11 protein-coding genes and 1 pseudogene are annotated in these 23,794 nt (G+C 63.2%); 10 read left to right on the plus strand and 2 right to left on the minus strand.

The genetic code is table 11. The annotated features are described in order from the left end of the window. Positions 1–7: 7 nt before the first annotated feature. The 9 genes and pseudogenes from urtE (at position 8) to M2397_RS14050 (ending at position 8,828) form a co-directional block, all read left to right on the plus strand. Complete coding sequence (gene urtE, locus M2397_RS14010) at positions 8–697, plus strand: urea ABC transporter ATP-binding subunit UrtE (RefSeq protein WP_145337231.1); 690 nt, start codon at positions 8–10, stop codon at positions 695–697. A gap of 432 nt (positions 698–1,129) precedes the next feature. Continuing rightward, entirely contained in the window at positions 1,130–2,107 is a 978-nt protein-coding gene (locus M2397_RS14015) for a hypothetical protein (RefSeq protein ID WP_259243679.1), read from the plus strand. Positions 2,108–2,357: 250 nt separating this feature from the next. Beyond that, positions 2,358–2,498: pseudogene (locus tag M2397_RS14020) on the plus strand (GntR family transcriptional regulator); the annotation flags it as partial. Positions 2,499–2,587: 89 nt separating this feature from the next. Continuing rightward, positions 2,588–3,817: a formamidase gene (gene fmdA, locus M2397_RS14025; protein ID WP_131700170.1), complete on the plus strand. Its 1,230-nt coding sequence runs from the start codon at positions 2,588–2,590 to the stop codon at positions 3,815–3,817. A 2-nt stretch (positions 3,818–3,819) separates the two neighbouring features. Then, the gene (locus M2397_RS14030; RefSeq protein WP_259243680.1) at positions 3,820–4,167 is read left to right on the plus strand and encodes a zinc ribbon domain-containing protein; all 348 of its coding nucleotides are present in this window, start codon (positions 3,820–3,822) and stop codon (positions 4,165–4,167) included. Positions 4,168–4,182: 15 nt separating this feature from the next. Further along, positions 4,183–5,226: an aliphatic amidase gene (locus tag M2397_RS14035; protein WP_259243681.1), complete on the plus strand. Its 1,044-nt coding sequence runs from the start codon at positions 4,183–4,185 to the stop codon at positions 5,224–5,226. 3 nt (positions 5,227–5,229) lie between these two features. Beyond that, positions 5,230–6,222: an AAA family ATPase gene (locus M2397_RS14040; RefSeq protein WP_131700173.1), complete on the plus strand. Its 993-nt coding sequence runs from the start codon at positions 5,230–5,232 to the stop codon at positions 6,220–6,222. A gap of 37 nt (positions 6,223–6,259) precedes the next feature. Then, on the plus strand, positions 6,260–7,615 hold the full coding sequence (locus tag M2397_RS14045; RefSeq protein WP_145337233.1) for an MATE family efflux transporter: 1,356 nt from the start codon (positions 6,260–6,262) through the stop codon (positions 7,613–7,615). Between the two features lie 40 nt (positions 7,616–7,655). Further along, positions 7,656–8,828, plus strand: a complete 1,173-nt coding sequence (locus M2397_RS14050; RefSeq protein ID WP_259243683.1) for an MFS transporter — start codon at positions 7,656–7,658, stop codon at positions 8,826–8,828. 31 nt (positions 8,829–8,859) lie between these two features. Here the strand turns inward: M2397_RS14050 and M2397_RS14055 are convergent, their stop codons facing one another. Together M2397_RS14055 and M2397_RS14060 are read right to left on the minus strand one after the other, a co-directional pair. Beyond that, the gene (locus M2397_RS14055) at positions 8,860–9,225 is read right to left on the minus strand and encodes a type II toxin-antitoxin system HicB family antitoxin (protein WP_131700177.1); all 366 of its coding nucleotides are present in this window, start codon (positions 9,223–9,225) and stop codon (positions 8,860–8,862) included. Then, positions 9,222–9,473, minus strand: a complete 252-nt coding sequence (locus M2397_RS14060) for a type II toxin-antitoxin system HicA family toxin (RefSeq protein WP_259243684.1) — start codon at positions 9,471–9,473, stop codon at positions 9,222–9,224. The genes M2397_RS14055 and M2397_RS14060 overlap by 4 nt, the downstream gene beginning before the upstream one ends. 211 nt (positions 9,474–9,684) lie before the next feature. Here M2397_RS14060 and M2397_RS14065 point away from each other — a divergent pair, with 211 nt between their 5' ends. Next, entirely contained in the window at positions 9,685–23,718 is a 14,034-nt protein-coding gene (locus tag M2397_RS14065) for a non-ribosomal peptide synthase/polyketide synthase (RefSeq protein ID WP_259243685.1), read from the plus strand. Positions 23,719–23,794 lie beyond the last annotated feature (76 nt).

Consider the following 23,794-nt stretch of genomic DNA (forward strand, 5'->3'; position numbering starts at 1 on the left):
ACCGCGCATGTTCAAGATCGACCAGTTGTCCTGCGGCTACGGGCAGAGCCAGATCCTCCACGACCTGGACCTGAGCGTGGCCAAGCGCGAGATTGTCGCGGTGATGGGCCGCAATGGCATGGGCAAGACCACCTTGTTCAAGAGCCTGATGGGCATCCTGCCGCAGTGGAAGGGCCAGGTCAGCGTTGACGGGCAGGATGTGTCGGCGCTGGAAACCCATGAACGGGTAGCGCGCGGGATTGCCTATGTGCCCCAGGGCCGCATGATTTTCCCGAGCATGAGCGTGCTGGAAAATATCCAGACCGGCCTGTCGGCGTCCGCGCGGGGGAAAGTGCCGGAGGATTTGTATGCACTGTTCCCGGTGCTCTACGACATGCAATCGCGCAAGGGTGGCAACCTGTCCGGCGGCCAGCAACAGCAACTGGCGATTGCCCGGGCGTTGGCAACCAACCCCAAGGTGCTGCTGCTGGATGAGCCGACAGAGGGTATTCAGCCGTCGATCATCAAGGACATCGCGCGCACGTTGAAGGAGATTCGCAACCTGCGGGATCTGACCATTGTGGTGTCGGAGCAGGTGTTGTCGTTTACCTTGGAGATCGCCGACCGCTTCCTGGTGATCGAGAAGGGGCGGTTCGTGATTGAAGAGACCCGGGATCGGGTGGATGAGGCGACGATCAGTCGGTACTTGTCGGTGTGAGCAGGGCGGCAAAGGCTGCGAGGATACAGGTTTATTCCAGGCGCTCTCCGACAGCCATGGCAGGTTTTATCGTATTGCTGCTCGGGGCGCATGCAGAGTATGTCCAAGTAGTTTTCCCGCGCTTAGTTGTACATTTAATTGGTTTTTTGGAACCGGCTTATTATCAGTCACCACAGAGAGGGGCGTTGATCCAGCAAGCAGTTTTATTGGATTGGCATTTATCGACCCCCATAACACTGAGGTGTAGCTATGGAACTGTATTGTCGTCAACAACCCCACTGTCAGCCAGTTGCCGGCACTGGCTTTAATCCAGTCACTGATGGCGCTGGAAGGGGTCATGGTTATAGCGGTTATGAGGGCGCTCAGAGCTCTAGAATCGCGCGAGACTTTTCAGGTAATTTTGATTACTTCAGAACCCCGGGAACGGCTTTTGTGTCGCGTGATTCGCTTCAGCACGCTGCCGGTCGTCCGCCGACGGGAAACCCCTATCATGATCAGATGACCCTGTTGGCCCGCGCGATTCTCAACAATCCGAAAATGGAACACCTGCTTGACGCAATCAACCACGGCGGCCAGGAGGATGGCGTTATCAGCCATGGGGACGTATCCGCCGTCGTTGACCATTATGAAGCGCAGGAGGCACCCTTCAAGCAGTCGCCGCGCTCGGGGCCTTATAACGGCGCCATGCAGCAGCAAAGGGTCAACCAGCAGTTTCCCCAGCCGCACTTCGGGCAATCGCCGAGGTATGACAATTCAAACTTCGCCGCGCAGCAACCCTACTACGGTGGGGGCCAGGTCTTGCGCATGCCTGATGCCGAGAGTAAGTCCTATACCCACCTCAGCAAGGAAGACTTTTCCAATCAGGTACTCTCCCATTTCAGTTCCCTGGAAGACCCGAATACCCCGGGCGCCATAACCGACAGGTCGCTGAATGCAGTGGCCTCGGGTTACCGTCTGGACGGTACACCTGCCACTCAGGATGAGATAAATATTGCCAAGGAACTGCTGGCGCGGGGGAGTTTGTTCAAGGAACTTGATGAAGGTAAAACAGGCACGCTGGATGGGAGTTTTACCCGGGACGACCTCGGTAATACCTCCAATAGATTTAAAGGCATGAGTGATGAAGAGCTGCTTAGAACAATTAAAGCGAACTTTGTCGAGTACGGTGATGGTGATGACTATGTCAACTTCAAGGAGTTGAAACAAGCAGCAGGGTTGTTGCCTTCGGATAAAGCCTACAGTCCGGAAGCGCGCCAGGCGGCGGCAGAACTTCTCAAGCGCAAACAGCTTCTGGAAGATACGGATGTTGGCGTTAATGACAAAGGCGGCCCTGGGTACAAGGACGGGCGGTTTGATCTGGCGAACCTGGATCACGTGATCGATAAAAAGCGTGCAACTGCCGCTGGATGAACCGAGGGTGCCGCCGACCGTCTCGGTGGCACCTCGCTTCGTAGCGACGCGTTCATAGCCCAGTACGGGGTTGAGTGCTGTGGTCATAAACAGTGAATGCTCTACGTTGTGGATCAGCACCGGCTTGGCCACATTCAACTCGAACGTACTCGATAGTGCGTTGGCCCGGCGACTGGGGCTGGAACCGGGGGGCATTACTTCTGTGTGTCGAGCATCAAGGTCGACGCCAGCGCCGGTGATGCACTGCTTCAAAGCGCAAAGTGGCGCACTGGGCCTGGCCATCATTCGTCAATATCGCGATGAGCCCGGTGGGCTGATCGCCGTGTCGGAATCGGTCTACCCCACCGATCGTTTCACCCTGACCATGCAGATGAAACGCGACAAGGTCTGACCTCATACGTCATCCAACGTATTCCCCGATTTACCTGGCTCCCCGAGACTGGATCGAACGCCCTACGTCATCCGTCCAGGAGCCAGTCCATGACCGAAACGCTGATCAAAGTCGACCTCAACCAGCCTGTTACCGAGAACGAGCAAATCCATAACCGCTGGCACCCGGATATCCCGATGGCGTGCTGGGTGAAGCCGGGCGACGACTTCATCCTGGAAACCTACGACTGGACCGCCGGCGCAATCAAGAACAACGACGACGCCAGCGATGTGCGCGATGTGGACCTGTCCACCGTGCATTACCTGTCGGGCCCGGTAGGTGTGCACGGCGCCGAGCCCGGAGACCTGCTGGTGGTGGACTTGCTCGATATCGGTGCCAAGGCCGATTCACAGTGGGGTTTCAACGGGTTTTTCTCCCGGCAGAATGGCGGTGGTTTTCTCACTGATCACTTCCCCAGCGCACAAAAAGCCATCTGGGATTTCAAGGGCATGTTCACCCGCTCGCGGCATATTCCGGGGGTGAATTTCGCCGGCCTGATCCACCCTGGTCTGATTGGCTGCTTGCCCGATCCGGTGATGCTCGCCGACTGGAACCGCCGTGAACAGGAGCTGATCGACACCAACCCAACCCGTGTACCGCCACTGGCCAACGCACCGCTGGCCGCCACCGCGCATATGGGCAAGCTCAAGGGGCAGGCCCGCGACGATGCCGCCGCCACCGGCGCGCGCACCGTGCCGCCGCGTGAACATGGCGGTAACTGCGACATCAAGGATTTGTCCCGGGGTTCGAAGATCTTCTTCCCGGTCTACGTCAACGGCGCCGGGCTGTCGGTGGGCGACCTGCACTTCAGTCAGGGCGACGGTGAAATCACCTTTTGCGGCGCCATTGAAATGGCTGGCTGGGTGCATATGAAAGTCGAGCTGATCAAAGGCGGCATGGCCAAATACGGGATCAAGAACCCAGTGTTCAAGCCGAGCCCGATCACGCCGCACTACAAGAACTACCTGATCTTCGAAGGCATCTCGGTGGACGAGCAGGGCCAGCAGCACTACCTGGACGTCAACGTCGCCTACCGCCAGGCATGCCTGAATGCGATCAACTATTTGACCAAGTTCGGCTATTCGCCAGCCCAGGGTTACGCGTTGCTCGGCTCGGCACCGGTGCAGGGGCACATCAGTGGCGTGGTGGATATACCGAATGCCTGCGCGACCTTGTGGTTGCCCACGGAAATCTTCGAGTTCGATATCAACCCCAACGCCAACGGGCCGACCCTATTTCTCGACGGCAGTATCGACTTGCCCATCGCTCCGGACCTGTAGCCATGCCGACCTACGAATACGCCTGCGACACCTGCGGCACGTTCACGATGTTGCGGCCTATCGCCCAGCGCCACGAGCCCAACCAGTGCCCTTACTGCGCCGGGCCCGGCGGGCAGCTATTGGTGTCGGCCCCGGCGCTGCAAACGCTGTCGGCCAACCAGCGCAAGGCCATCGCCGGCAACGAGCGCAGTGCCAACGCGCCGCAAACCGTCGGTGAGTATCAGGAAAGCCGTCGGCACCCGACCGGATGCAGTTGCTGTGGCACCCGCCAAAAGGAGCTGCCGAGCAAGGCCAACCCGTTGGGCCTCAAGACCAGGACCGGCCCGCGGCCGTGGATGATCAGTCACTAGAGCAGGAGCACTGCAATGCGTCATGGCGATATTTCCAGCAGCCCGGACACCGTCGGTGTCGCGGTGGTGAACTACAAGATGCCGCGTCTGCACAGCAAGGCCGAGGTCATCGACAACGCGAAGAAGATTGCCGACATTATCCTCGGCATGAAACAGGGCCTGCCCGGCATGGACTTGGTGGTGTTCCCTGAATACAGCACCATGGGCATCATGTACGACCACGACGAGATGATGGCGACCGCTGCGAGTATTCCTGGCGACGAGACGGCGATCTTCTCGGCCGCCTGCCGCCAGGCCAATACCTGGGGCGTGTTTTCCCTCACTGGCGAGCGCCATGAGGAGCATCCGCACAAGGCGCCCTATAACACGTTGGTATTGATCAATAACTTCGGCGAAATTGTGCAGCGCTATCGCAAGTGCATCCCCTGGTGCCCCATCGAGGGGTGGTACCCGGGCGATCGCACCTACGTGTGCGACGGACCCAAAGGCATGAAGATCAGCCTGATCATTTGTGATGACGGCAACTACCCGGAGATCTGGCGCGATTGCGCGATGAAGGGCGCGGAGCTGATCGTGCGCTGCCAGGGCTATATGTACCCGGCCAAGGAGCAGCAGGTGCAGATGTCCAAGAGCATGGCCTGGGCGAATAACTGCTACGTGGCGGTGGCCAACGCGTCTGGGTTCGATGGGGTGTATTCGTACTTCGGTCACTCGGCGATCATCGGCTTTGACGGGCGCACGTTGGGCGAGTGCGGTGAGGAGGAGATGGGCATCCAGTACGCGCAATTGTCGGTGTCGCAGATTCGCGATGCGCGAGCCAATGACCAGTCGCAGAACCATCTGTTCAAGCTGCTGCACCGCGGCTACACCGGTATGCATGCCTCGGGCGATGGCGACAAGGGCGTGGCCGACTGTCCGTTCGAGTTCTACCGTACCTGGGTGCTGGATGCGCAAAAGGCGCAGGAGAATGTGGAGAAAATCACCCGCAGCACGGTGGGCGTGGCCGAGTGCCCGGTGGGGCAGTTGCCCCATGGCGGTAAAGAAAAGACGCTGGAGTAGCGCATGCGCTTTACCTTTGAACCGGCGCAGGTGATGGCGTTGTTGCGCAGCCGGATCGTCGGCCAGGACGCTGCACTGGCTCAGGTGGAAGGCTTGCTCAAGGTGGTCAAGGCGGATATCGGTGAGCGTGATCGACCGCTAAGCGTCAATCTGTTCATGGGCCCGACCGGTGTGGGCAAGACCGAGGTCGTGCGCCTGCTGGCCCAGGCGCTGCACGGCCGCGCCGACGGCTTTTGCCGCATCGACATGCACACCCTGGCCCAGGAACATTACACCGCTGCGCTCACTGGCGCGCCCCCCGGCTATGTGGGCAGCAAGGAGGGTATCAGCCTGTTCAACAGCGAATTGATCCAGGGTACCTACAGCCGACCTGGCATCGTGCTGTTCGACGAACTGGAAAAGGCCAGCCAGGAAGTGCTGCGCAGCCTGCTGGGCATTCTGGAAAATGGCCAACTGACGTTGGCCGCAGGCACTCGCACCCTGGACTTTCGCAACTGCCTGATCTTCATGACCAGCAATATCGGCGCGCGGCAGGCGCGTCGTCATCGTCAGCGGTTCGCCCAAGGTTGGCGTCGGTTGCTGCGGGTATTTGTCCGGGATGAGGCGGCTGTATTGGAAGAGGCGCTGCATGGTCATTTTGAACCGGAGTTCCTTAATCGTATCGACCGCATCCTGATGTTCGAACCCATCGACGCTCAGTGGCTGGAAGCACTGCTGGAGGTGGAGCTGGGCAAACTCAATCAGCGCTTGGCGGCGCAACAGTGCTCGTTGGTGCTGGATGAACACGCGCGGGCCTGGCTGTGCCGTCACCACGATGCGCGGTTCGGCGCACGTGCGCTGGGCCGGCGTTTGCGGGTGGAGCTGGAGCCGGCGATTGCCGAATGTATCTTGGAGGGCAATGCCCTGCGCCTGAATGCCACGGTACGCAATGCCTGCCTGGTGGTGGACGCGGTACAAGGACAAAGCACAGGAAGATCGGATCCAATTACGGTATAACCCTCGGACGCTTTAGTTCTCCGAGGCCCCGTTTTTCATGCAAAGCCCTGTGCAACGCCCGCTGTGGCAGATCTACCTGATCTTTCTGGCACCGATGGTGCTGTCCAACTTCCTGCAAAGCTTTTCCGGCACCCTCAACGGCATTTATGTCGGGCAAATGCTCGGCACCCAGGCGTTGGCGGCAGTGTCGGGGATGTTTCCCATCGTGTTTTTCTTTATTGCCCTGGTGATCGGCCTGGGGGCGGGCGCCTCGGTGCTGATTGGCCAGGCGTGGGGTGCCCAGGAAACCGGGATGGTCAAGGCGATTACCGGTGCCACCCTGACCCTCGGCGCACTGGTGGGCCTGATCGCAGCGGTGCTGGGCAGCCTGTTTGCGCGCCCGGCGTTACAGGCATTGGGCACACCGATTGATGTACTCGATGATGCAGTGGGCTATGCCCAGATGATGATGTTGATCATGCCGCTGCTGCTGGTGTTTATCCTCTACACCCAGCTGTTGCGCGGTGTCAGCGACACGATCTCGCCGCTGCTGGCGCTGATGGTCTCGACCCTGGTCGGCCTGCTGTTGACCCCGGCGCTGATTCGCGGCTGGATCGGCCTGCCGCCCCTGGGTATCCAGAGCGCGGTCTACGCAGGCCTGGTGGGGAATGCCTCGGCAATGCTGTTTCTGGTCCTGCGCCTGCGCCATAAAAACCATGTGATGGCGCCGGATCGCGAACTGCTCGCGGCCTTGCGCCTGGACCGCGTCATCCTCGGCAAAGTCCTGCGCATCGGCTTGCCTACAGGCTTGCAGATGGTGGTGTTGTCGCTGTCGGAGCTGGTCATCCTGGCTTTGGTCAACGGCCACGGGTCCCAGGCCACGGCGGCCTATGGGGCGGTGACGCAGATCGTCAACTACGTGCAATTCCCGGCGCTGTCGATCGCCATCACCGCCTCGATCCTCGGGGCCCAAGCGATTGGGGCCGGGCGCCTGGAGCGTATCGGGCCGATTCTGCGCACCGGGCTGTTGATCAATACGTGCCTGACAGGTGGCCTGATCGTGCTGGGTTATGGGTTGTCCCACTGGTTGCTGGGCCTGTTCATCACCGACGATGCCGCGCGGATCAACGCCGAACACCTGCTGCACATCATGTTGTGGAGCATCCTCGTATTCGGCTTCCAGGCCGTGATCGGTGGGATCATGCGCGCCAGCGGCGTGGTGCTGATGCCAGTGGCGATTTCGATCTTCTGCGTGCTGTGTGTTGAGCTGCCGATGGCATACCTGCTGAATGCGCACTTCGGCCTGGAAGGCGTGTGGATGGCGTTCCCGGTGACGTACCTGGCGATGCTGGGGTTGCAGATCGCGTATTACCGGTTGGTGTGGCGGCATAAGCAGATCAAGCGGTTGGTGTGATAAAAGGATGCGCAATTTAAGGACAGAAGACGTTTAAATCATGGCAAACCCTTACGCCGAGTTGTTCCAGGTCCCCGGTGCCCGGGCCTTCGTATGGGCCGGCATGCTGGCGCGCATGCCGGTGTCCATGGCCGGTATTGGCCTGATCACCATGCTCTCCCAGGTGCACGGCGGCTATGGCCTGGCCGGATCGGTGGCGGCGATATTTGCCCTGGCCACGGCGTTTTGCGCGCCGCAGGTGTCACGGTTGGTGGATCGGTACAGCCAAGGCCGGGTGCTGCCGATTGCCGCCTTGATCGGCGGCGGGGCGCTGCTGATGCTGTTGCTGTGCACGCGGTTGCAGGCGCCGACCTGGACGTTGTTCCTGTTTGCTGCCCTGGCGGGTTGCATGCCGAATATGTCAGCCATGGTGCGGGCGCGCTGGACCGAGCTGTACCGGGGCCAGCCTAAGCTGCAGACCGCATTCGCCCTGGAATCGGTGCTGGATGAGGTGTGCTTCATCATCGGCCCACCGATTTCTGTGGGCTTGAGCGTGGTGCTGTTCCCCGAAGCCGGCCCTCTGGTCGCCGCGCTGCTGCTGGCGGTTGGCGTTACCACCTTTGTGATGCAACGTGCGACCGAACCCCCGGTGCATGAGCACCACGCTCACCATCGGGGCTGGCTGATCGCGTCACCGTCGGTGCTGATCCTGATGATCCTGCTGCTGGCCATGGGGGTGATCGTGGGCGTGGTGGATGTGGTCAGCGTGGCCTTTGCCCAGCACCAGGGCCAGCCGGCGGCGGCAAGCATCGTGCTCTCGGTGTACGCCATCGGTTCGTGCCTGGCGGGCTTGGCCTTTGGCACCCTCAAGCTCAAGGCGCCGTTGCCCCGGCAGTTCCTGTTCTGCGGCGTGGCCACGGCGCTGACCACCTTGCCGTTGCTGCTGGTCACCCACATTCCGGGCCTGGCGGTGGCCATCTTCATTTCCGGACTGTTCTTCGCCCCGACCCTGATCGTGTCCATGGCCCTGGTGGAAAAGATCGTGCCCGCGAGCCGCCTGACCGAAGGCATGACCTGGCTGATCACCGGCCTGAGCATCGGCGTGGCCATCGGTGCCGCCAGCTCCGGCTGGATGATCGACCATTTTGGTGCCGCCAGCGGATTCTGGGTGGCGCTGGCGGCGGGGGCGGTGGTGATGGGGTCAGCGGTGCTGGGGTATCGGCGGTTGGGTTGAGCGTCATAACCCACAATGAAACGTCGAAACGTCAGCCAATCAGGGGGCCGGAGTCCGCTCGGTGATGTTGCAGGAATTCGTTCAGCGCCTGGCGCGTCAGGTCGTTCAGGGTCACCTTTTTACGTGTCGCTTCAAGGGCGGCGGCAAGATGAAGATCGTGGCCGACCCGCACGTTAAAAGAGCCTTTGCACGGCTTCTCCGGTGTTTGCCCAAGGGCCTGGCAGGTAGTGAGGTAGTCGTCCACAGCTTCGCGAAATGCAGCGTCCAGTTCGGCGACGGTTTTGCCTTCGTAGCTCACCAGTGCCTTGATGAACAGGATCTTGCCGAACAGGCAGTTGTCTTCGAGGCTGGCTTCGATAGAGCCGATGTAGCCGTTGTGTTTCAGTTGGTTGTTCACTGAATCAGTTCTCCTGATTTCAATTGTTCGATGATCTGGCGCCGAATGTAGTGTTTGAGTTCGTTGCCGGGATGAGGCTTGTGCAAGGTGATCATTGCACTCGGATCGCCGATGTCGAACTTGACGCGGCTTCCAGCCCCCTCAATCTGTGTGTAGCCAAGACGACGCAGCAGCGTGACGAGCTCTGGCCAGGTAAATGCCATCTGCTCGTTGAGCCATTTGGCGAGCAGCTTTTCATTTTTGGACACGGCGCTCCCTGCGTGTAACTAGATGTAGTTGCAAAAAAGTGGTGTTCGTCAATGCTAGCTGGGGTTCGTGTGTCTTTCCCGGGGATTGATGTAACCCCTGATGACAGCTCGCTCTACGCCGCCCATCCCCCGCTAATTTTTCCCTGTCCGGTTCGTTTTATAGGGACGACGTGCCTTTGTGCTTCCTGCCTATTGCTCCGGACTCCAACAAATGAATGCTGAAGACTCCTTGAAACTTGCTCGCCGGTTTATCGGGTTGCCCCTGGAAAAACGCCAGCTGTTCCTGCAGGCACTGCAGAAAGAAGGGGTGGATTTTTCGCGGTTTCCGATTCCGGCCGGCGTGGAGGCAGAGGACCGCCAGGCGCTGTCCTACGCGCAACAGCGCATGTGGTTTCTCTGGCAACTGGACCCGAGCAGCGGCGCCTACAACCTGCCGGGTGCGGTGCGCCTCAAGGGTGCGCTGAACCTTGGCGCCATGGAGCAGGCGTTCGCCAGCCTTGTGGCCCGGCACGAAACCCTGCGCACGGTGTTCCAGCGCCAGGCCGATGAACGCTTGATGCAGGTGGCCGTAGCGCCGTCGTTGGCCATTGAACAGTTCGATCTAACGGCGTTGGCCCCGGCCGAACGCGAACACGCCGTCAACGACGCGGCCACCCGCCAATCGCTGCTGCCGTTCGACCTGGAGCACGGCCCACTGCTGCGCGTGCAACTGCTCAAGCTCGATGCCCAGGAGCACGTGCTGCTGCTGACCCTGCACCATATCGTCTCCGATGGCTGGTCGATGAACGTGCTGATCGACGAGTTCATCCGTTTTTACGACGCCCACGAGCGCAACGAAGCGCCGCAATTGCCGGCGCTGCCGATCCAGTACAGCGACTACGCCTTGTGGCAGCGGCGCTGGCTGGAAGCGGGGGAGCAGGCCCGTCAATTGGAATACTGGCAGGCGCGCCTGGGTGATGAGCATCCGGTGCTGGAACTGCCCACCGACCACCCGCGCCCGGCCATGCCCAGCTATCAGGGCACCCGCCAAACCTTCGCGATTGACCCGACGCTGGCCGCGCTGTTGCGCGCCTGCGCGCAACAGCACAACGTCACCCTGTTCATGCTGCTGCTCGGCGCCTTCAATGTGCTGCTGCATCGCTACACCGGCCAGGGCGATATCCGCGTCGGCGTGCCGATCGCCAACCGTAACCGTACGGAAGTCGAGGGGCTGATCGGCTTCTTCGTCAACACGCAAGTCTTGCGCACTGAGCTGAGCGGGCAAACCCGGGTCACCGAGTTGCTGCAAGGGATCAAGGAGCATGCCCTCGGCGCCCAGGCCCATCAGGAGCTGCCGTTCGAGCGCCTGGTGGAAGCCCTGAATGTCGAGCGCAGCCTCAGCCATACGCCGCTGTTCCAGGTGATGTACAACCATCAGCCGGTGGTGGCCGATATCGCCTCGGTCAGCACCGCCTCCGGCCTGGAACTGGCCCTGGTGGAGTGGCAAGGCCGCACCACCCAGTTCGACCTGACCCTCGACACCTATGAAAAATCCGGCACCCTGCACGCTGCGCTGACCTACGCCAATGACTTGTTTGACGCGCCGTCCATCGCGCGTATGGCGCGCCACTGGATCAGCCTGTTGCAGGCCATGGTCGCCGATGGCGAGCAGCGCATTGGTGAACTGCCGATGCTGGCCGCCGATGAGCAACACATGCTGGTGCACGCCTGGAACCAGACCGCGCAAGCGTATCCGACCGAGCGCGGTATTCATCACCTGATCGAAGACCAGGTACAGCGCACACCGGATGCGCCGGCGCTGGTGTTCGGCGCGACCACGCTGACCTACGCGCAACTCGACGCCCGCGCCAACCAATTGGCCCATGCCTTGGGCGAGCAGGGGGTCGGCCCTGACGCCCTGGTGGGTATCTGCGTTGAGCGCTCCCTTGAGATGGTCATCGGCCTGCTGGCCATTCTCAAGTCCGGCGGCGCCTACGTCCCGCTCGACCCCGAATATCCCCAGGAACGCCTGGCCTATATGATCGAAGACAGCGGCATCCAGCTGCTGCTGAGCCAGCACAGCCTGTTGCCGCTGCTGCCTGGCGAAGGTATTCGGGTGATGCTCCTCGACCAGGCGCCAGGCTGGCTCGACGGTTACAGCGTCACAGCGCCCGCCGTCGACATCCACGCGCTGAACCTCGCCTATGTGATCTACACCTCCGGTTCCACCGGCAAGCCCAAGGGCGCCGGCAACAGCCATCGCGCACTGGTCAACCGGCTGTGCTGGATGCAACAGGCCTACGGCCTCGATGCCAGTGACGCGGTGCTGCAGAAAACCCCGTTCAGCTTTGACGTGTCGGTATGGGAGTTCTTCTGGCCGCTGATGACCGGCGCCCGCCTGGTAGTCGCAGCCCCTGGCGAACACCGCGAGCCGGCGCGGCTGATCGAGACCATCAGCGAGCACGCGATCACCACCGTGCACTTCGTGCCGTCCATGCTCCAGGCGTTTATCCATGAACCAGGCGTGCAGGCCTGCATAAGCCTCAAGCGCATCGTGTGCAGTGGCGAAGCCTTGCCCCTGGACGCGCAATTGCAGGTGTTCGCCAAGCTGCCCCAGGCCGGCTTGTTCAACCTCTACGGCCCGACCGAAGCGGCCATCGACGTGACCCACTGGACCTGCATCGACGAAGGCCGTGACGCCGTGCCCATCGGCCGTCCGATTGCCAACCTTGGCAACTACGTGCTCGATGCTCAGCTCAACCCGGTGCCTGCCGGCGTGTCCGGCGAGCTGTATCTGGGCGGCACCGGCCTGGCCCGCAGTTACCATCGCCGTCCGGCACTGACCGCCGAACGTTTTGTGCCCAGCCCCTTCGGTGACGGCGCGCGCCTGTACCGTACCGGCGACCGTGTGCGCCAGCGTGACGACGGTGTGATCGAATACCTTGGCCGCCTCGACCACCAGGTCAAGCTGCGCGGGCTGCGAATAGAACTCGGCGAAATCGAGACGCGCCTGATGCAACACCCGGCGGTGCGTGAGGCGGTGGTGCTGGTACACGGCGGCAAGCAACTGGTGGCGTACCTGGTGCTGGAGGGCGAGGCGCCCACCGACCTCAAGGCGTGGCTGCTCGGCAGCCTGCCGGAATACATGGTGCCGACCCACCTGGTGCACCTGGCCAAGCTGCCGGTGACCGCCAACGGCAAGCTCGACCGCAAAGCCCTGCCGGTGCCCGATACTGCGCCGCAACAGGCGTATGTCGCTGCGGAAAACACCCTGCAAAAAGCCCTGGCGGCGATCTGGAGCGATGTGCTCGGTGTCGAGCAAGTCGGTCTGGATGACAACTTTTTCGAGCTGGGCGGCGATTCGATCATCTCCATCCAGGTGGTCAGCCGCGCGCGCCAGGCGGGGATTCGCCTCAGCCCACGCGACCTGTTCCAGTACCAGAGCGTGCGCAGCCTGGCATTGGTGGCAAGCTTCGAGCAAACCACTGTGATCGACCAAGGCCCTGCCAGCGGCGAGGTGATCCTGACCCCGGTGCAGCAGGGCTTTTTCGCCCAGGCGATCCCTATGCGTCAGCATTGGAACCAATCGTTGTTGTTGACCCCGCGCGAGCTGTTGGAACCGGCACGCCTGGAAGCCGCCCTGACTCAGGTGATCAACCATCACGACGCCTTGCGCCTGCGTTTTGTGCAACAGGCCGACGGCTGGCAGCAAGCCTATGCCGCGCCAGTCACCGAGTCGGGCCTGTGGCAAACCCACGCCGGCAGCGACGATGAGCTGGCGGCGCTGTGCGATGAGGCCCAGCGCAGCCTCGACCTGGCGAAAGGCCCGCTGCTGCGTGCCGCGTTGGTGCGCATGGCCGATGGCAGCCAGCGCCTGCTGCTGGTGATCCATCACCTGGCGGTCGATGGTGTGTCCTGGCGTATCGTCCTGGAAGACCTGCAACAGGCTTACCGCAAGGCATCGCTACCGGCCAAAACCAGCGCCTACCAGCTGTGGGCCGAACAGTTGCAAGCCCATGCCCGCACGCTGGACCACCAGTTGGCCTACTGGCAGGCGCAGTCGGTGGACGCGGACTTGCCGTGCGACAACCCCCAGGGCGGCCTGCAAAACCGCTTGGGCAGCAAGCTCGAAATCCGCCTTGATGCCGAACACACCCGTCAACTGCTCCAGGACGCGCCAGCGGCTTACCGTACCCAGGTCAACGACTTGTTGCTCACGGCCCTGGCGCGGGTGGTCAGCCGCTGGAGCGGCCAGAACGCCGCACTGATCCAACTGGAAGGCCATGGCCGCGAAGACCTGTTTGACAGCGTCGACCTGACCCGCACCGTCGGCTGGTTCACCAGCCTGTTCCCGGTACGCCTGCAAGCCGACGGTGAGCTGTCGGCCGCGATCAAGTCTGTCAAGGAGCAACTGCGTGCCGTGCCCGCCAAAGGCATCGGCTATGGTCTGCTGCGCTACCTCGGCCCGCCTGCTGCCCGCGAAGCCTTGGCGAACCTGGCCGTGCCACGCATCACCTTCAACTACCTGGGCCAGTTCGACCGCCAGTTCAACGAATCCGCGCTGTTTATTCCGGCCACCCAGGGCAGCGGCCAGGCCCAAGATGCCGAGGCACCGCTGGCCAACTGGCTGACGGTCGAAGGGCAGGTGTACGGCGGTGAACTGGCCCTGCAATGGGGCTTCAGCCGCGAGATGTTCGAGGCGTCAACGGTGCAGCAGTTGGCGGATGACTACGCGGCAGAGCTCAAGGCCTTGATCGAGCATTGCCGAGCCACCCCGGCAGGGCAGGTTACCCCTTCGGACTTCCCACTGGCACGCTTGAGCCAACAGCAACTGGACGCGTTGCCGGTGGCGGGGCCGGCGATTGCCGACCTTTATCCGCTGTCGCCGATGCAGCAGGGCATGTTGTTCCATACCCTCTACGAACCAGAAGCCCAGGCGTACATCAACCAGTTGCGCCTGGATATCGACGGCCTCGACCTGTTGGCTTTCGGCCGCGCCTGGCAGGCTGCACTGGACCGCCATGACATTCTGCGCAGCAGCTTCCACTGGCTGGGCCTGGACAGTGCGCATCAAGTGATCCTGCGTCAGGTCGACATGCAGTTGCATGTGATCGAAGACATCGATGCCGACTTCGATGCGCTTGCCGAGGCTGAACGCGAGAAGGGCTTCGCGCTCAATGCCGCGCCGCTGTTTCGCCTGATGCTGGTGCGGGGCGCCGGTAACGCCTGGCACCTGATCTTCACCAGCCACCACATCCTCATGGACGGCTGGAGTAACGCCCAGTTGCTGGGTGAAGTCATCGCTCACTATGCCGGCCAGGCCTTGCCCGCGCCGCTGGGGCAGTTCCGCGATTACCTCGGCTGGCTGCAACAGCAAGCCTCGGGTGAGACGTTCTGGAAAGCCGCCCTGGCGCCGTTGCAAACACCTACCTTGCTCGCGCAAGCGCTGCGCGCGCCGGTCGATGGCCTGGGCACGGCTGAGCATCAATTGATCCTCGAGGGCGAGTTCACACAGGCCCTCGGCGAGTTCGCCCGTCGTCAGAAAATCACCCTCAATACCGTGCTGCAAGGGGCGTGGAGCCTGTTGCTGCAGCGCTACACCGGCCAGGATTGCGTGGCCTTCGGCGCCACCGTCGCTGGGCGTTCGGCACCGCTGCCGGGGATCGAGCAGCAACTGGGCCTGTTCATCAACACGCTGCCCATTGTCAGCGCGCCGTCGCCAGCCCAGCCGGCCGCCCAATGGCTCAACGAGTTGCAAACCCTGAACCTCAGCCTGCGTGACCACGAGCATGTGCCGCTGTACGACATACAAGGCTGGGCCGGCCAGCAGGGCGCATTGTTCGACACCTTGCTGGTGTTTGAAAACTTCCCGGTGGCCGAGGCCCTGAAGCAGGGCGCGCCCGCAGGCCTTACGTTTGGCCGTATGCACAACCATGAACGCACCCATTACCCGCTGACCCTGGGCATTGAGTTGGGAGCCAGCCTGCGCCTGGAGTTCAGTTACGACCGGGCCCGCTTCAGCGCTGAGCAGGTCGCCCGCTTGAGCGCCAACCTGCAGCACCTGCTGGTGCAGTTGCTCACCGATGCCCAGGCGCCCCTTGGCAACCTGCAATTGCTTGACGCCACCGCACAACGCGACGTGCTTGCCCTCAGCCAATCACCGGGCGCGGCCCAGCGCCATTCGCGCGTGCACGAACGCATCGCGGCCCAGGCCGCTGCCACACCGCACGCGCTGGCGGTGCAGGCTGGCGAAGCACGCTTGAGCTATGCCCAGCTCAATGAACGTGCCAATCGGCTTGCCCATCGTCTGCTGGCGCTGGGCGTGGGCTCGGGCCAGCGCGTGGGCCTGGCGTCGCGGCGCGGCCCGCAACTGATCGTCAGCCTGCTGGCCGTGCTCAAAAGCGGCGCGGCCTATGTGCCCCTGGACCCGAACTATCCCGCCGACCGCCTGGCCTACATGCTGGCGGACAGCCGTCTGGACCTGCTGCTCAGCGAAACCGGGTTACTGGCCGACCTGCCGCTGCCGCAAGGGCTGGCCCGCCTGGACTTCACCGTCTCCGGTACCGAGCTGGCCGGCTACCCTGCCAGCAACCCACTCACCCACGCTGCCGCTGCCGATCTGGCTTACGTAATCTACACATCGGGTTCCACCGGCCAACCCAAGGGCGTGGCCATCGACCATGCGGCCCTCGGCCAATTCTGCGACAGCGCCGAGGTCTACAGCCAACTGTGTGCAGAGGACCGCGTGCTGCAGTTCGCGACCTTCAGTTTCGACGGCTTTGTCGAACAGTGCTATCCGACGCTGTGTGTGGGCGCCGCGTTGATCATGCGTGGCGATGAACTGTGGGATGCCGGGCAACTGGCACGGGAAATCGTCGAACAGGGCGTGACCCTGGCTGACTTGCCGGCGGCCTACTGGTACCTGCTGGCCAAAGAGTGCGCGGCCGATGGTCGTGCCCTGGGTAACCTGCGCCAGGTGCATGTAGGCGGCGAGGCCATGTCGGTGGAAGGGCTGCGCGCCTGGCACGCGGCCGGCCTGGGCGGCGTGCGCCTGGTCAACACCTACGGGCCGACCGAGGCCACCGTGGTGTCCAGCGTGCATGAGTGCCAACTGGCGGATGCCAGTGATGCGTTCGGCGTGCCGATTGGCCGGGCGATCGCTGGCCGCTCGCTGTACGTACTCGACAGCGGTTTCGAACTGTTGGCCACCGATGGCGTTGGCGAGCTGTGCATCGGCGCCGAGTTCGGCCTGGCCCAGCGTTACTTCGACCGCCCGGCGTTGACCGCCGAGCGTTTCCTCCCGGACCCGTTTTCGGCGGTGCCCGGTGCGCGGCTCTACCGCAGTGGCGACCTGGCCCGTTACAACGAGGCGGGCGCCTTGGAGTACGTGGGGCGTATCGACCATCAGGTGAAGATCCGCGGGTTCCGTATCGAAATGGGCGAAATCGAGGCCAGCCTGCAAGCCCTGCCGGGGGTGCGCGAAGCTGCCGTCGTTGCGCAGCCGAGTGCCACCGGCACGCAGTTGGTGGCGTACTTGGTCGCGGCCCACGGCCAGCCACTGGATACCCAGGCGCTGGCGGCGGTCTTGCGCCAGTCCTTGCCGGACTACATGGTGCCGGGGCATTGGCTGGTGCTCGATGCCTTGCCGTTGAACAACAACGGCAAGCTTGACCGCCGTGCACTGCCGCTGCCGGACCTGAGCCAGGCGCGGCAGGCCTACCGCGCTCCGCAAAGCCCGCTGCACATGCAGTTGGCGGCGATCTGGCAAGCGGTGTTGCACGTCGAGCAGGTGGGGCTCGATGACCATTTCTTCGAACGCGGCGGCCATTCGCTGCTGGCCACTCAGGTGATCTCCCGCGTGCGTCACGAGCTCAAGCTGGAAGTGCCGTTGCGAGCGTTGTTCGAACAGCCCACGCTGGAAGCGTTCGCGGTGGCCTGCGCAGGGGTGCAGGCCGGCACTGCCCGCCCGATGGTGGCCCTGGGGCGCGACCGACCGTTGGCACTGTCCTTCGCCCAGGAACGCCAATGGTTCCTTTGGCAACTGGACCCCGGCAGCGCCGCCTACCACGTACCGACCGCATTGCACCTGCGCGGTGAGCTGGATGTCCCGGCACTGGAACACGCATTCCAGGCACTGGTGCAACGCCATGAACCGTTGCGTACCACCTTCGTGGAAGAGGCTGAGCACACCTGGCAGGTCATCCAGCCAAACCTGGCGGTGGTGATCCAACGCCAGCAGGTGCAAGACTCGGCCATCGAGCAGGCGGTCGCGCAAGAAATCCAACGTCCGTTCGACCTGCTCAACGGCCCGCTGATGCGCGTCATGCTGCTGGAGATCACGGCCGCGCACCATGTGTTGGTGATCACCCAGCACCACATCATCTCCGACGGCTGGTCGATGCAAGTGATGGTCGACGAACTGCTGGCGCTGTATCAAGGCCAGGCGCTGTTGCCGGCCTTACCGATCCAGTACGCCGACTATGCCGTGTGGCAGCGCGATTGGATGGCGGCCGGGGAGAAACAACGCCAACTTGATTACTGGCGTGCACGCCTGGGTACCGAACACGCGGTGCTGGAACTGCCCCTGGACCACCCGCGCCCGGCGGTGCAAAGCCATCGCGGTGCGCGTCGGCGGGTACACCTGGACAACGCCCTGGTGGCCGAACTCAAGGCACTCGCCCAGCGCCAGGACGTAACCCTGTTCATGCTCCTGCTGGCGTCGTTCCAGACCTTACTGCACCGCTACAGCGGCCAGGCCGAGATTCGTGTCGGGGTACCGATCGCCAACCGCAATCGCCTGGAAACCGAGCGTCTGGTTGGCTTCTTCGTCAACACCCAGGTGCTCAAGGCCGACCTGCACGGGCAGATGGCCTTCGAGCAGTTGCTGGCCCAGGTCAAGCAACGTGCCCTGGAGGCCCAGGCCCATCAGGACTTGCCGTTCGAACAACTGGTAGAGGCGCTGCAACCGGAACGCAGCCTCAGCCATAATCCGTTGTTCCAGGTGATGTTCAATCACCAGGACAACCTGCGCGCCGGCCCGGTGCAACTGCCTGGCCTGGATCTGCAGCCGGTGGATTGGACCGGTCACACGACCCAGTTCGACCTCAACCTGGAAACCGAGGAGTCCGTCGACGGCCTTTGGGCATCCCTGACCTACGCCACCGACCTGTTCGACGCCGCCACCCTGGAGCGCCTGGCTGTGCACTGGCAGAACCTGCTGCGCGCAGTGGTCAACGATGCCTCCCAGGCTCTGGACGAGCTGGCGATGCTCAACCCATCGCAATGGCAGCAGATGGTCGAAGACTGGAACCACACGACCGTCGACTACCCACGCGAGCGCTGTGTCCACCAGTTGTTCGAAGCGCAAGCCCTGGCGCAGCCGCACGCCATCGCGCTGCAATTCAACGGCGAGGCCGTGAGCTACAGCGAACTCAACCGCCGCGCCAACCGCCTGGCCCATCGCCTGATCGCGGCGGGCGTCGGCCCGGACGTGCGGGTGGCGGTGCATGTGGAGCGTTCCCTGCCCATGGTGGTCGGCCTGCTTGCGACCCTCAAGGCCGGTGGCGCCTACGTGCCGCTGGACCCGCAATTCCCGGCCGATCGCCTGGCGTTCATGCTCGAAGACAGCCGCGCCCAGGTGCTGCTGACTCAGTCGCCGCTGATCGGGCGCCTGGTGCAACCGCAAGGCCTGCAGGTGCTGTTGGTCGAGGACGCCGGCGGTGACGAACACAACCCGCAGGTCAGCGTCACGCCACACCACCTGGCCTATGTGATCTACACCTCTGGCTCCACCGGCAAGCCCAAGGGCGTGATGGTGCCGCACCAGGCGCTGTGCAGCTTTACCTGCGGCATGGCCGGCACCCTGGACATCGGCGCGCAGGCGCGGGTGCTGTCGCTGACGACGTTCTCGTTCGACATCTTTGCCCTGGAGCTGTACGTGCCGCTGACAGTCGGCGCCACGGTGCTGCTGAGTGGCCAGGAACTGGCGCTCGACCCGGAGGCGATAATCGACCTGGTCACCGCCCAATCCGCCAACGTGCTGCAAGCCACGCCGTCCACTTGGCGCATGCTGCTGGAAAGCCCGCGTGCCGACGTGCTGCGCGGCATCAAGTGCCTGTGCGGCGGCGAAGCGCTGCCGGCCGACCTGGCCCAGCGCATGCTCGACCTGCAAGGCCCGGTGTGGAACCTCTACGGTCCCACCGAAACCACCATTTGGTCGGCGGCCCATCGCCTGCTGGAGGCGCAACCTCTGGTCGGGCGACCGATCGCCAACACCGCGTTGTTCATCCTCAATGCCGGGCTCAGCCCATGCCCGGTGGGCGCGGCCGGTGAACTGCTGATCGGCGGCGTCGGCCTGGCGCGCGGCTACCACGCGCGGCCAGCCCTCACCGCCGAACGTTTCGTGCCCAACCCGTATGGCGCGCCGGGCGAGCGCCTGTACCGCAGCGGTGACCTGGCACGCTACCGTGCCGACGGCGTGGTGGAGTACATCGGCCGGGTCGACCATCAGGTCAAGGTGCGCGGTTTCCGTATCGAACTGGGCGAAATCGAAGCCTGCCTGCGCGAGCATGAAGGCGTTCGCGAAGCCGTGGTGCTCGCCGACAACGACCGCTTGATCGCCTACCTGGTGACGTCTGCGGCACAGCCGGCGCACGCCTACACAGCGGCCTTGCGTGAGCGCCTGCCGGACTACATGGTGCCGGCGCACGTGATGTTCCTCGACAGCCTGCCCTTGACCCCCAACGGCAAGCTCGACCGCAAGGCCTTGCCCAAGGTCGATACCCGCCTGTTGCTGAAAAGCCATGTGGCCGCCGTCACCCCGCGCGAACAACAGGTCGCGGCGATCTGGTCCGAGGTGCTGGGCGTACCCCAGGTCGGCCTCGACGACCACTTCTTCGAGCTGGGCGGGCATTCGCTGCTGGCCACGCGGGTGGTATCGCGGGTACGCCAGGCTCTGGCGCTGGAAGTGGCGCTCAAGACCCTGTTCGAACACCCGTTGCTGGGTGACTTCGTGGTGGCCCTGGGTGAGAAGGGCGTGGTCGCGCCGGCGCTGCTCAAGGCCGATCGCAGCCAGCCGTTGCCGCTGTCGTATGCCCAGGAACGCCAATGGTTCCTCTGGCAACTCGACCCCGAAAGCGCCGCCTACCACATCCCCAGCGCCTTGCGTTTGACAGGCCCGCTGGACCTGGCGGCGCTGCAACGCAGCTTCGACACCTTGCTGGCACGCCATGAAAGCCTGCGCACCCATTTGCGCCAGGACGCCGCCGGCACGGTCCAAGTGATTGAAGACTCGGGCCTGATTGAAATCGATCTGGCCGACACCGATGAAGCCGGCCTCAAGGCACGGGTGGCTGACGTCGTTGCGCAGCCATTCGACCTGCTGCGCGGGCCGTTGCTGCGGGCCCGGTTGCTGCGCCTGGCCGAGGACGAACATGTGCTGGTGCTGGTGCAGCACCACATCGTCTCCGATGGCTGGTCGATGCAACTGATTGTCGAGGAGCTGGTGCAACTGTACGCCGCCTTCAGCCACGGGCAGACGCCAACCCTGCCGGCCTTGCCGATCCAGTACGCCGACTATGCCGTGTGGCAGCGCCAATGGATGGAGGCGGGAGAGAAGGCCCGTCAACTGGCCTACTGGCGTGAACAGTTGGGTGGCGCGCAGCCGGTGCTGGAATTGCCTTTCGACTACCTGCGCCCGGCCGTGCAAAGCCATCGTGGCGCACGCCTGGGCATCGAGTTGCAACCGCAGCTGCTGGCCGGTTTGCGTCGCCTGGCGCAGGGCGCCGGAGTGACGTTGCCGATGGTGCTGCTGGCGTCCTACCAGGCGTTGCTGCACCGCTACAGCGGCCAGGAAGACGTGCGTGTCGGGGTGCCGATTGCCAACCGCAATCGCCTGGAAACCGAGGGGCTGATCGGCTTCTTCGTCAATACCCAGGTGCTCAAGGCCGATATCCACGGGCAGATGAGCGTTGTGCAACTGCTGCACCAGGTACGCCAACGTTCCCTCGAAGCCCAGGCCCACCAGGACCTGCCGTTCGAACAGCTGGTCGAAGCGCTGCAACCCGAGCGCAGCATGAGCCTGAGCCCACTGTTCCAAGTGATGTTCAACCATCGCGTGACCTCGGCAGCCAATCACCTGCAGCGCCTCACCGAACTGGACGTTGAGGTGCTGAGCTGGGATGAAGGCGTGGCCCAGTTCGACCTGGCACTGGATGTGGAGGAAAGCCAGGCGACCCTGCGAGCCTCCCTGAGCTACGCCACCGATCTGTTTGCCCCAGCCACTATTGAGCGCATGGCCGGCCACTGGCAAAACCTGTTGCAGGCGATGGTTGCCGACCAACAGCAAGCCATCAGCCAACTCAACCTGCTCGGCCAGGATGAGCAACAACACATTCTTCAACTGTGGGACCAGACCGACGCCGGCTTTTCGGCCAAGCGCCTGGTGCACGAACTGGTCGCCGACCGCGCCCGGGAAAAACCGGATGCAGTCGCGGTGAAATTCGACGCGCAAACCCTGAGCTACGGCGAGCTTGACCGCCAGGCCAACCGCCTGGCCCACGCCCTGATCGCCCGTGGCGTCGGTCCCGAAGTGCGGGTGGCGATTGCCATGCCGCGCAGCGCCGAGAGCATGGTGGCGTTCCTGGCGGTGATGAAGGCCGGCGGCGTCTACGTGCCGCTGGATATCGAGTACCCGCGTGATCGCCTGCTGTACATGATGCAGGACAGCCGTGCGAAGTTGCTGCTGACCCACACCAGTGCCTTGCAGCAACTGCCGATTCCCGAAGGCCTGGACAGCCTGGCGATTGATCGCACCGAGCAATGGGCAGGCTTCAGCGACACGGCACCGCAGGTGAAACTGGACGGCGACAACCTGGCCTACGTGATCTACACCTCCGGCTCGACCGGCATGCCCAAAGGCGTGGCGGTCTCTCATGGGCCGTTGGTGGCGCATATCATTGCCACTGGCGAGCGTTATGAAACGTCCCCGGCCGATTGCGAACTGCACTTCATGTCCTTCGCCTTCGACGGCTCCCACGAAGGCTGGATGCACCCGCTGATCAATGGCGCCAGTGTGCTGATCCGTGACGACAGCCTATGGCTGCCCGAGTACACCTACGAACAGATGCACCGTCACAACGTGACCATGGCGGTGTTCCCTCCGGTGTACCTGCAGCAGTTGGCCGAACATGCCGAGCGTGACGGCAACCCGCCGAAGGTGCGGGTCTACTGCTTCGGCGGTGACGCAGTGGCACAGGCCAGCTACGACCTGGCCTGGCGCGCGCTCAAGCCGACCTACCTGTTCAACGGTTACGGCCCGACGGAAACCGTGGTCACGCCGCTGCTGTGGAAAGCCCGTCGAGGCGATCCTTGCGGCGCCGTCTACGCGCCAATCGGCACGTTGCTGGGCAACCGCAGCGGCTACGTGCTGGACGCGCAACTCAACCTGCAACCCATCGGCGTCGCCGGTGAGCTGTACCTGGGTGGCGAGGGCGTGGCCCGCGGTTACCTGGAACGTCCGGCGCTGACCGCCGAGCGCTTCGTGCCGGACCCGTTCGGCAAACCCGGCAGTCGTGTGTATCGCAGCGGCGACCTGACCCGTGGGCGCCCGGATGGCGTGGTGGATTACCTCGGTCGCGTCGACCACCAGGTGAAAATCCGTGGCTTCCGTATCGAGCTGGGCGAGATCGAAGCGCGCCTGCGCGAGCAGGACAACGTCGGCGAAACCGTGGTGGTGGCCCAGGAAGGCCCGACCGGCAAACAGCTGGTGGCCTACGTGGTGCCGGCCGACGCCAGCCTGGTCAACGAAGCCGAGTTCCGCGACCACCTGCGCCGTGCCCTGAAAACCAGCCTGCCGGATTACATGGTGCCGACGTACTTCATGTTCCTGGCGCAAATGCCGCTGACCCCCAACGGCAAGCTCGACCGCAAGGGCTTGCCCGAGCCGGATGCGAGCCTGCTGCAACAGGCCTATGTGGCCCCCGAAACCGAGCTTGAACAGCAGATTGCCGCGATCTGGGCCGAGGTATTGCGCCTGCCGCAGGTGGGCCTGAACGACAACTTCTTCGAAGTCGGCGGCCACTCGTTGCTGGCGATCCAGATCACCTCGCGGGTCCAGGCCGAGCTGGGCCTGGAAGTGCCGTTGGTGGAAGTGTTCCAGACCGAAACGCTGCGCGCCTATGTGCAGGCCGCTGCCACCTTCCGTGCAGGCACTGCGGAAGATTTTGATGACCTTCGTGACTTTTTGAGCGAACTAGAGGCGATTTGACCCATGCTTTCCAACCCTAATATCGATCTGGTTTCGCGCTTTCTTCGCCTGCCTCTGGAACAACGCCAGCAGTTTT

Origin of the sequence: Pseudomonas sp. BIGb0381, from assembly GCF_024809815.1 — a bacterium.
Taxonomy (GTDB): Bacteria; Pseudomonadota; Gammaproteobacteria; order Pseudomonadales; family Pseudomonadaceae; genus Aquipseudomonas.

Bases quoted from the DNA above. Each gene is read 5' to 3' on its own strand.
- urtE (WP_145337231.1), top strand. From the start codon at position 8: ATGTTCAAGATCGACCAGTTGTCCTGCGGCTACGGGCAGAGCCAGATC.
- fmdA (WP_131700170.1), top strand. From the start codon at position 2,588: ATGACCGAAACGCTGATCAAAGTCGACCTCAACCAGCCTGTTACCGAG.
- M2397_RS14030 (WP_259243680.1), top strand. From the start codon at position 3,820: ATGCCGACCTACGAATACGCCTGCGACACCTGCGGCACGTTCACGATG.
- M2397_RS14035 (WP_259243681.1), top strand. From the start codon at position 4,183: ATGCGTCATGGCGATATTTCCAGCAGCCCGGACACCGTCGGTGTCGCG.
- M2397_RS14040 (WP_131700173.1), top strand. From the start codon at position 5,230: ATGCGCTTTACCTTTGAACCGGCGCAGGTGATGGCGTTGTTGCGCAGC.
- M2397_RS14045 (WP_145337233.1), top strand. From the start codon at position 6,260: ATGCAAAGCCCTGTGCAACGCCCGCTGTGGCAGATCTACCTGATCTTT.
- M2397_RS14050 (WP_259243683.1), top strand. From the start codon at position 7,656: ATGGCAAACCCTTACGCCGAGTTGTTCCAGGTCCCCGGTGCCCGGGCC.
- M2397_RS14065 (WP_259243685.1), top strand. From the start codon at position 9,685: ATGAATGCTGAAGACTCCTTGAAACTTGCTCGCCGGTTTATCGGGTTG.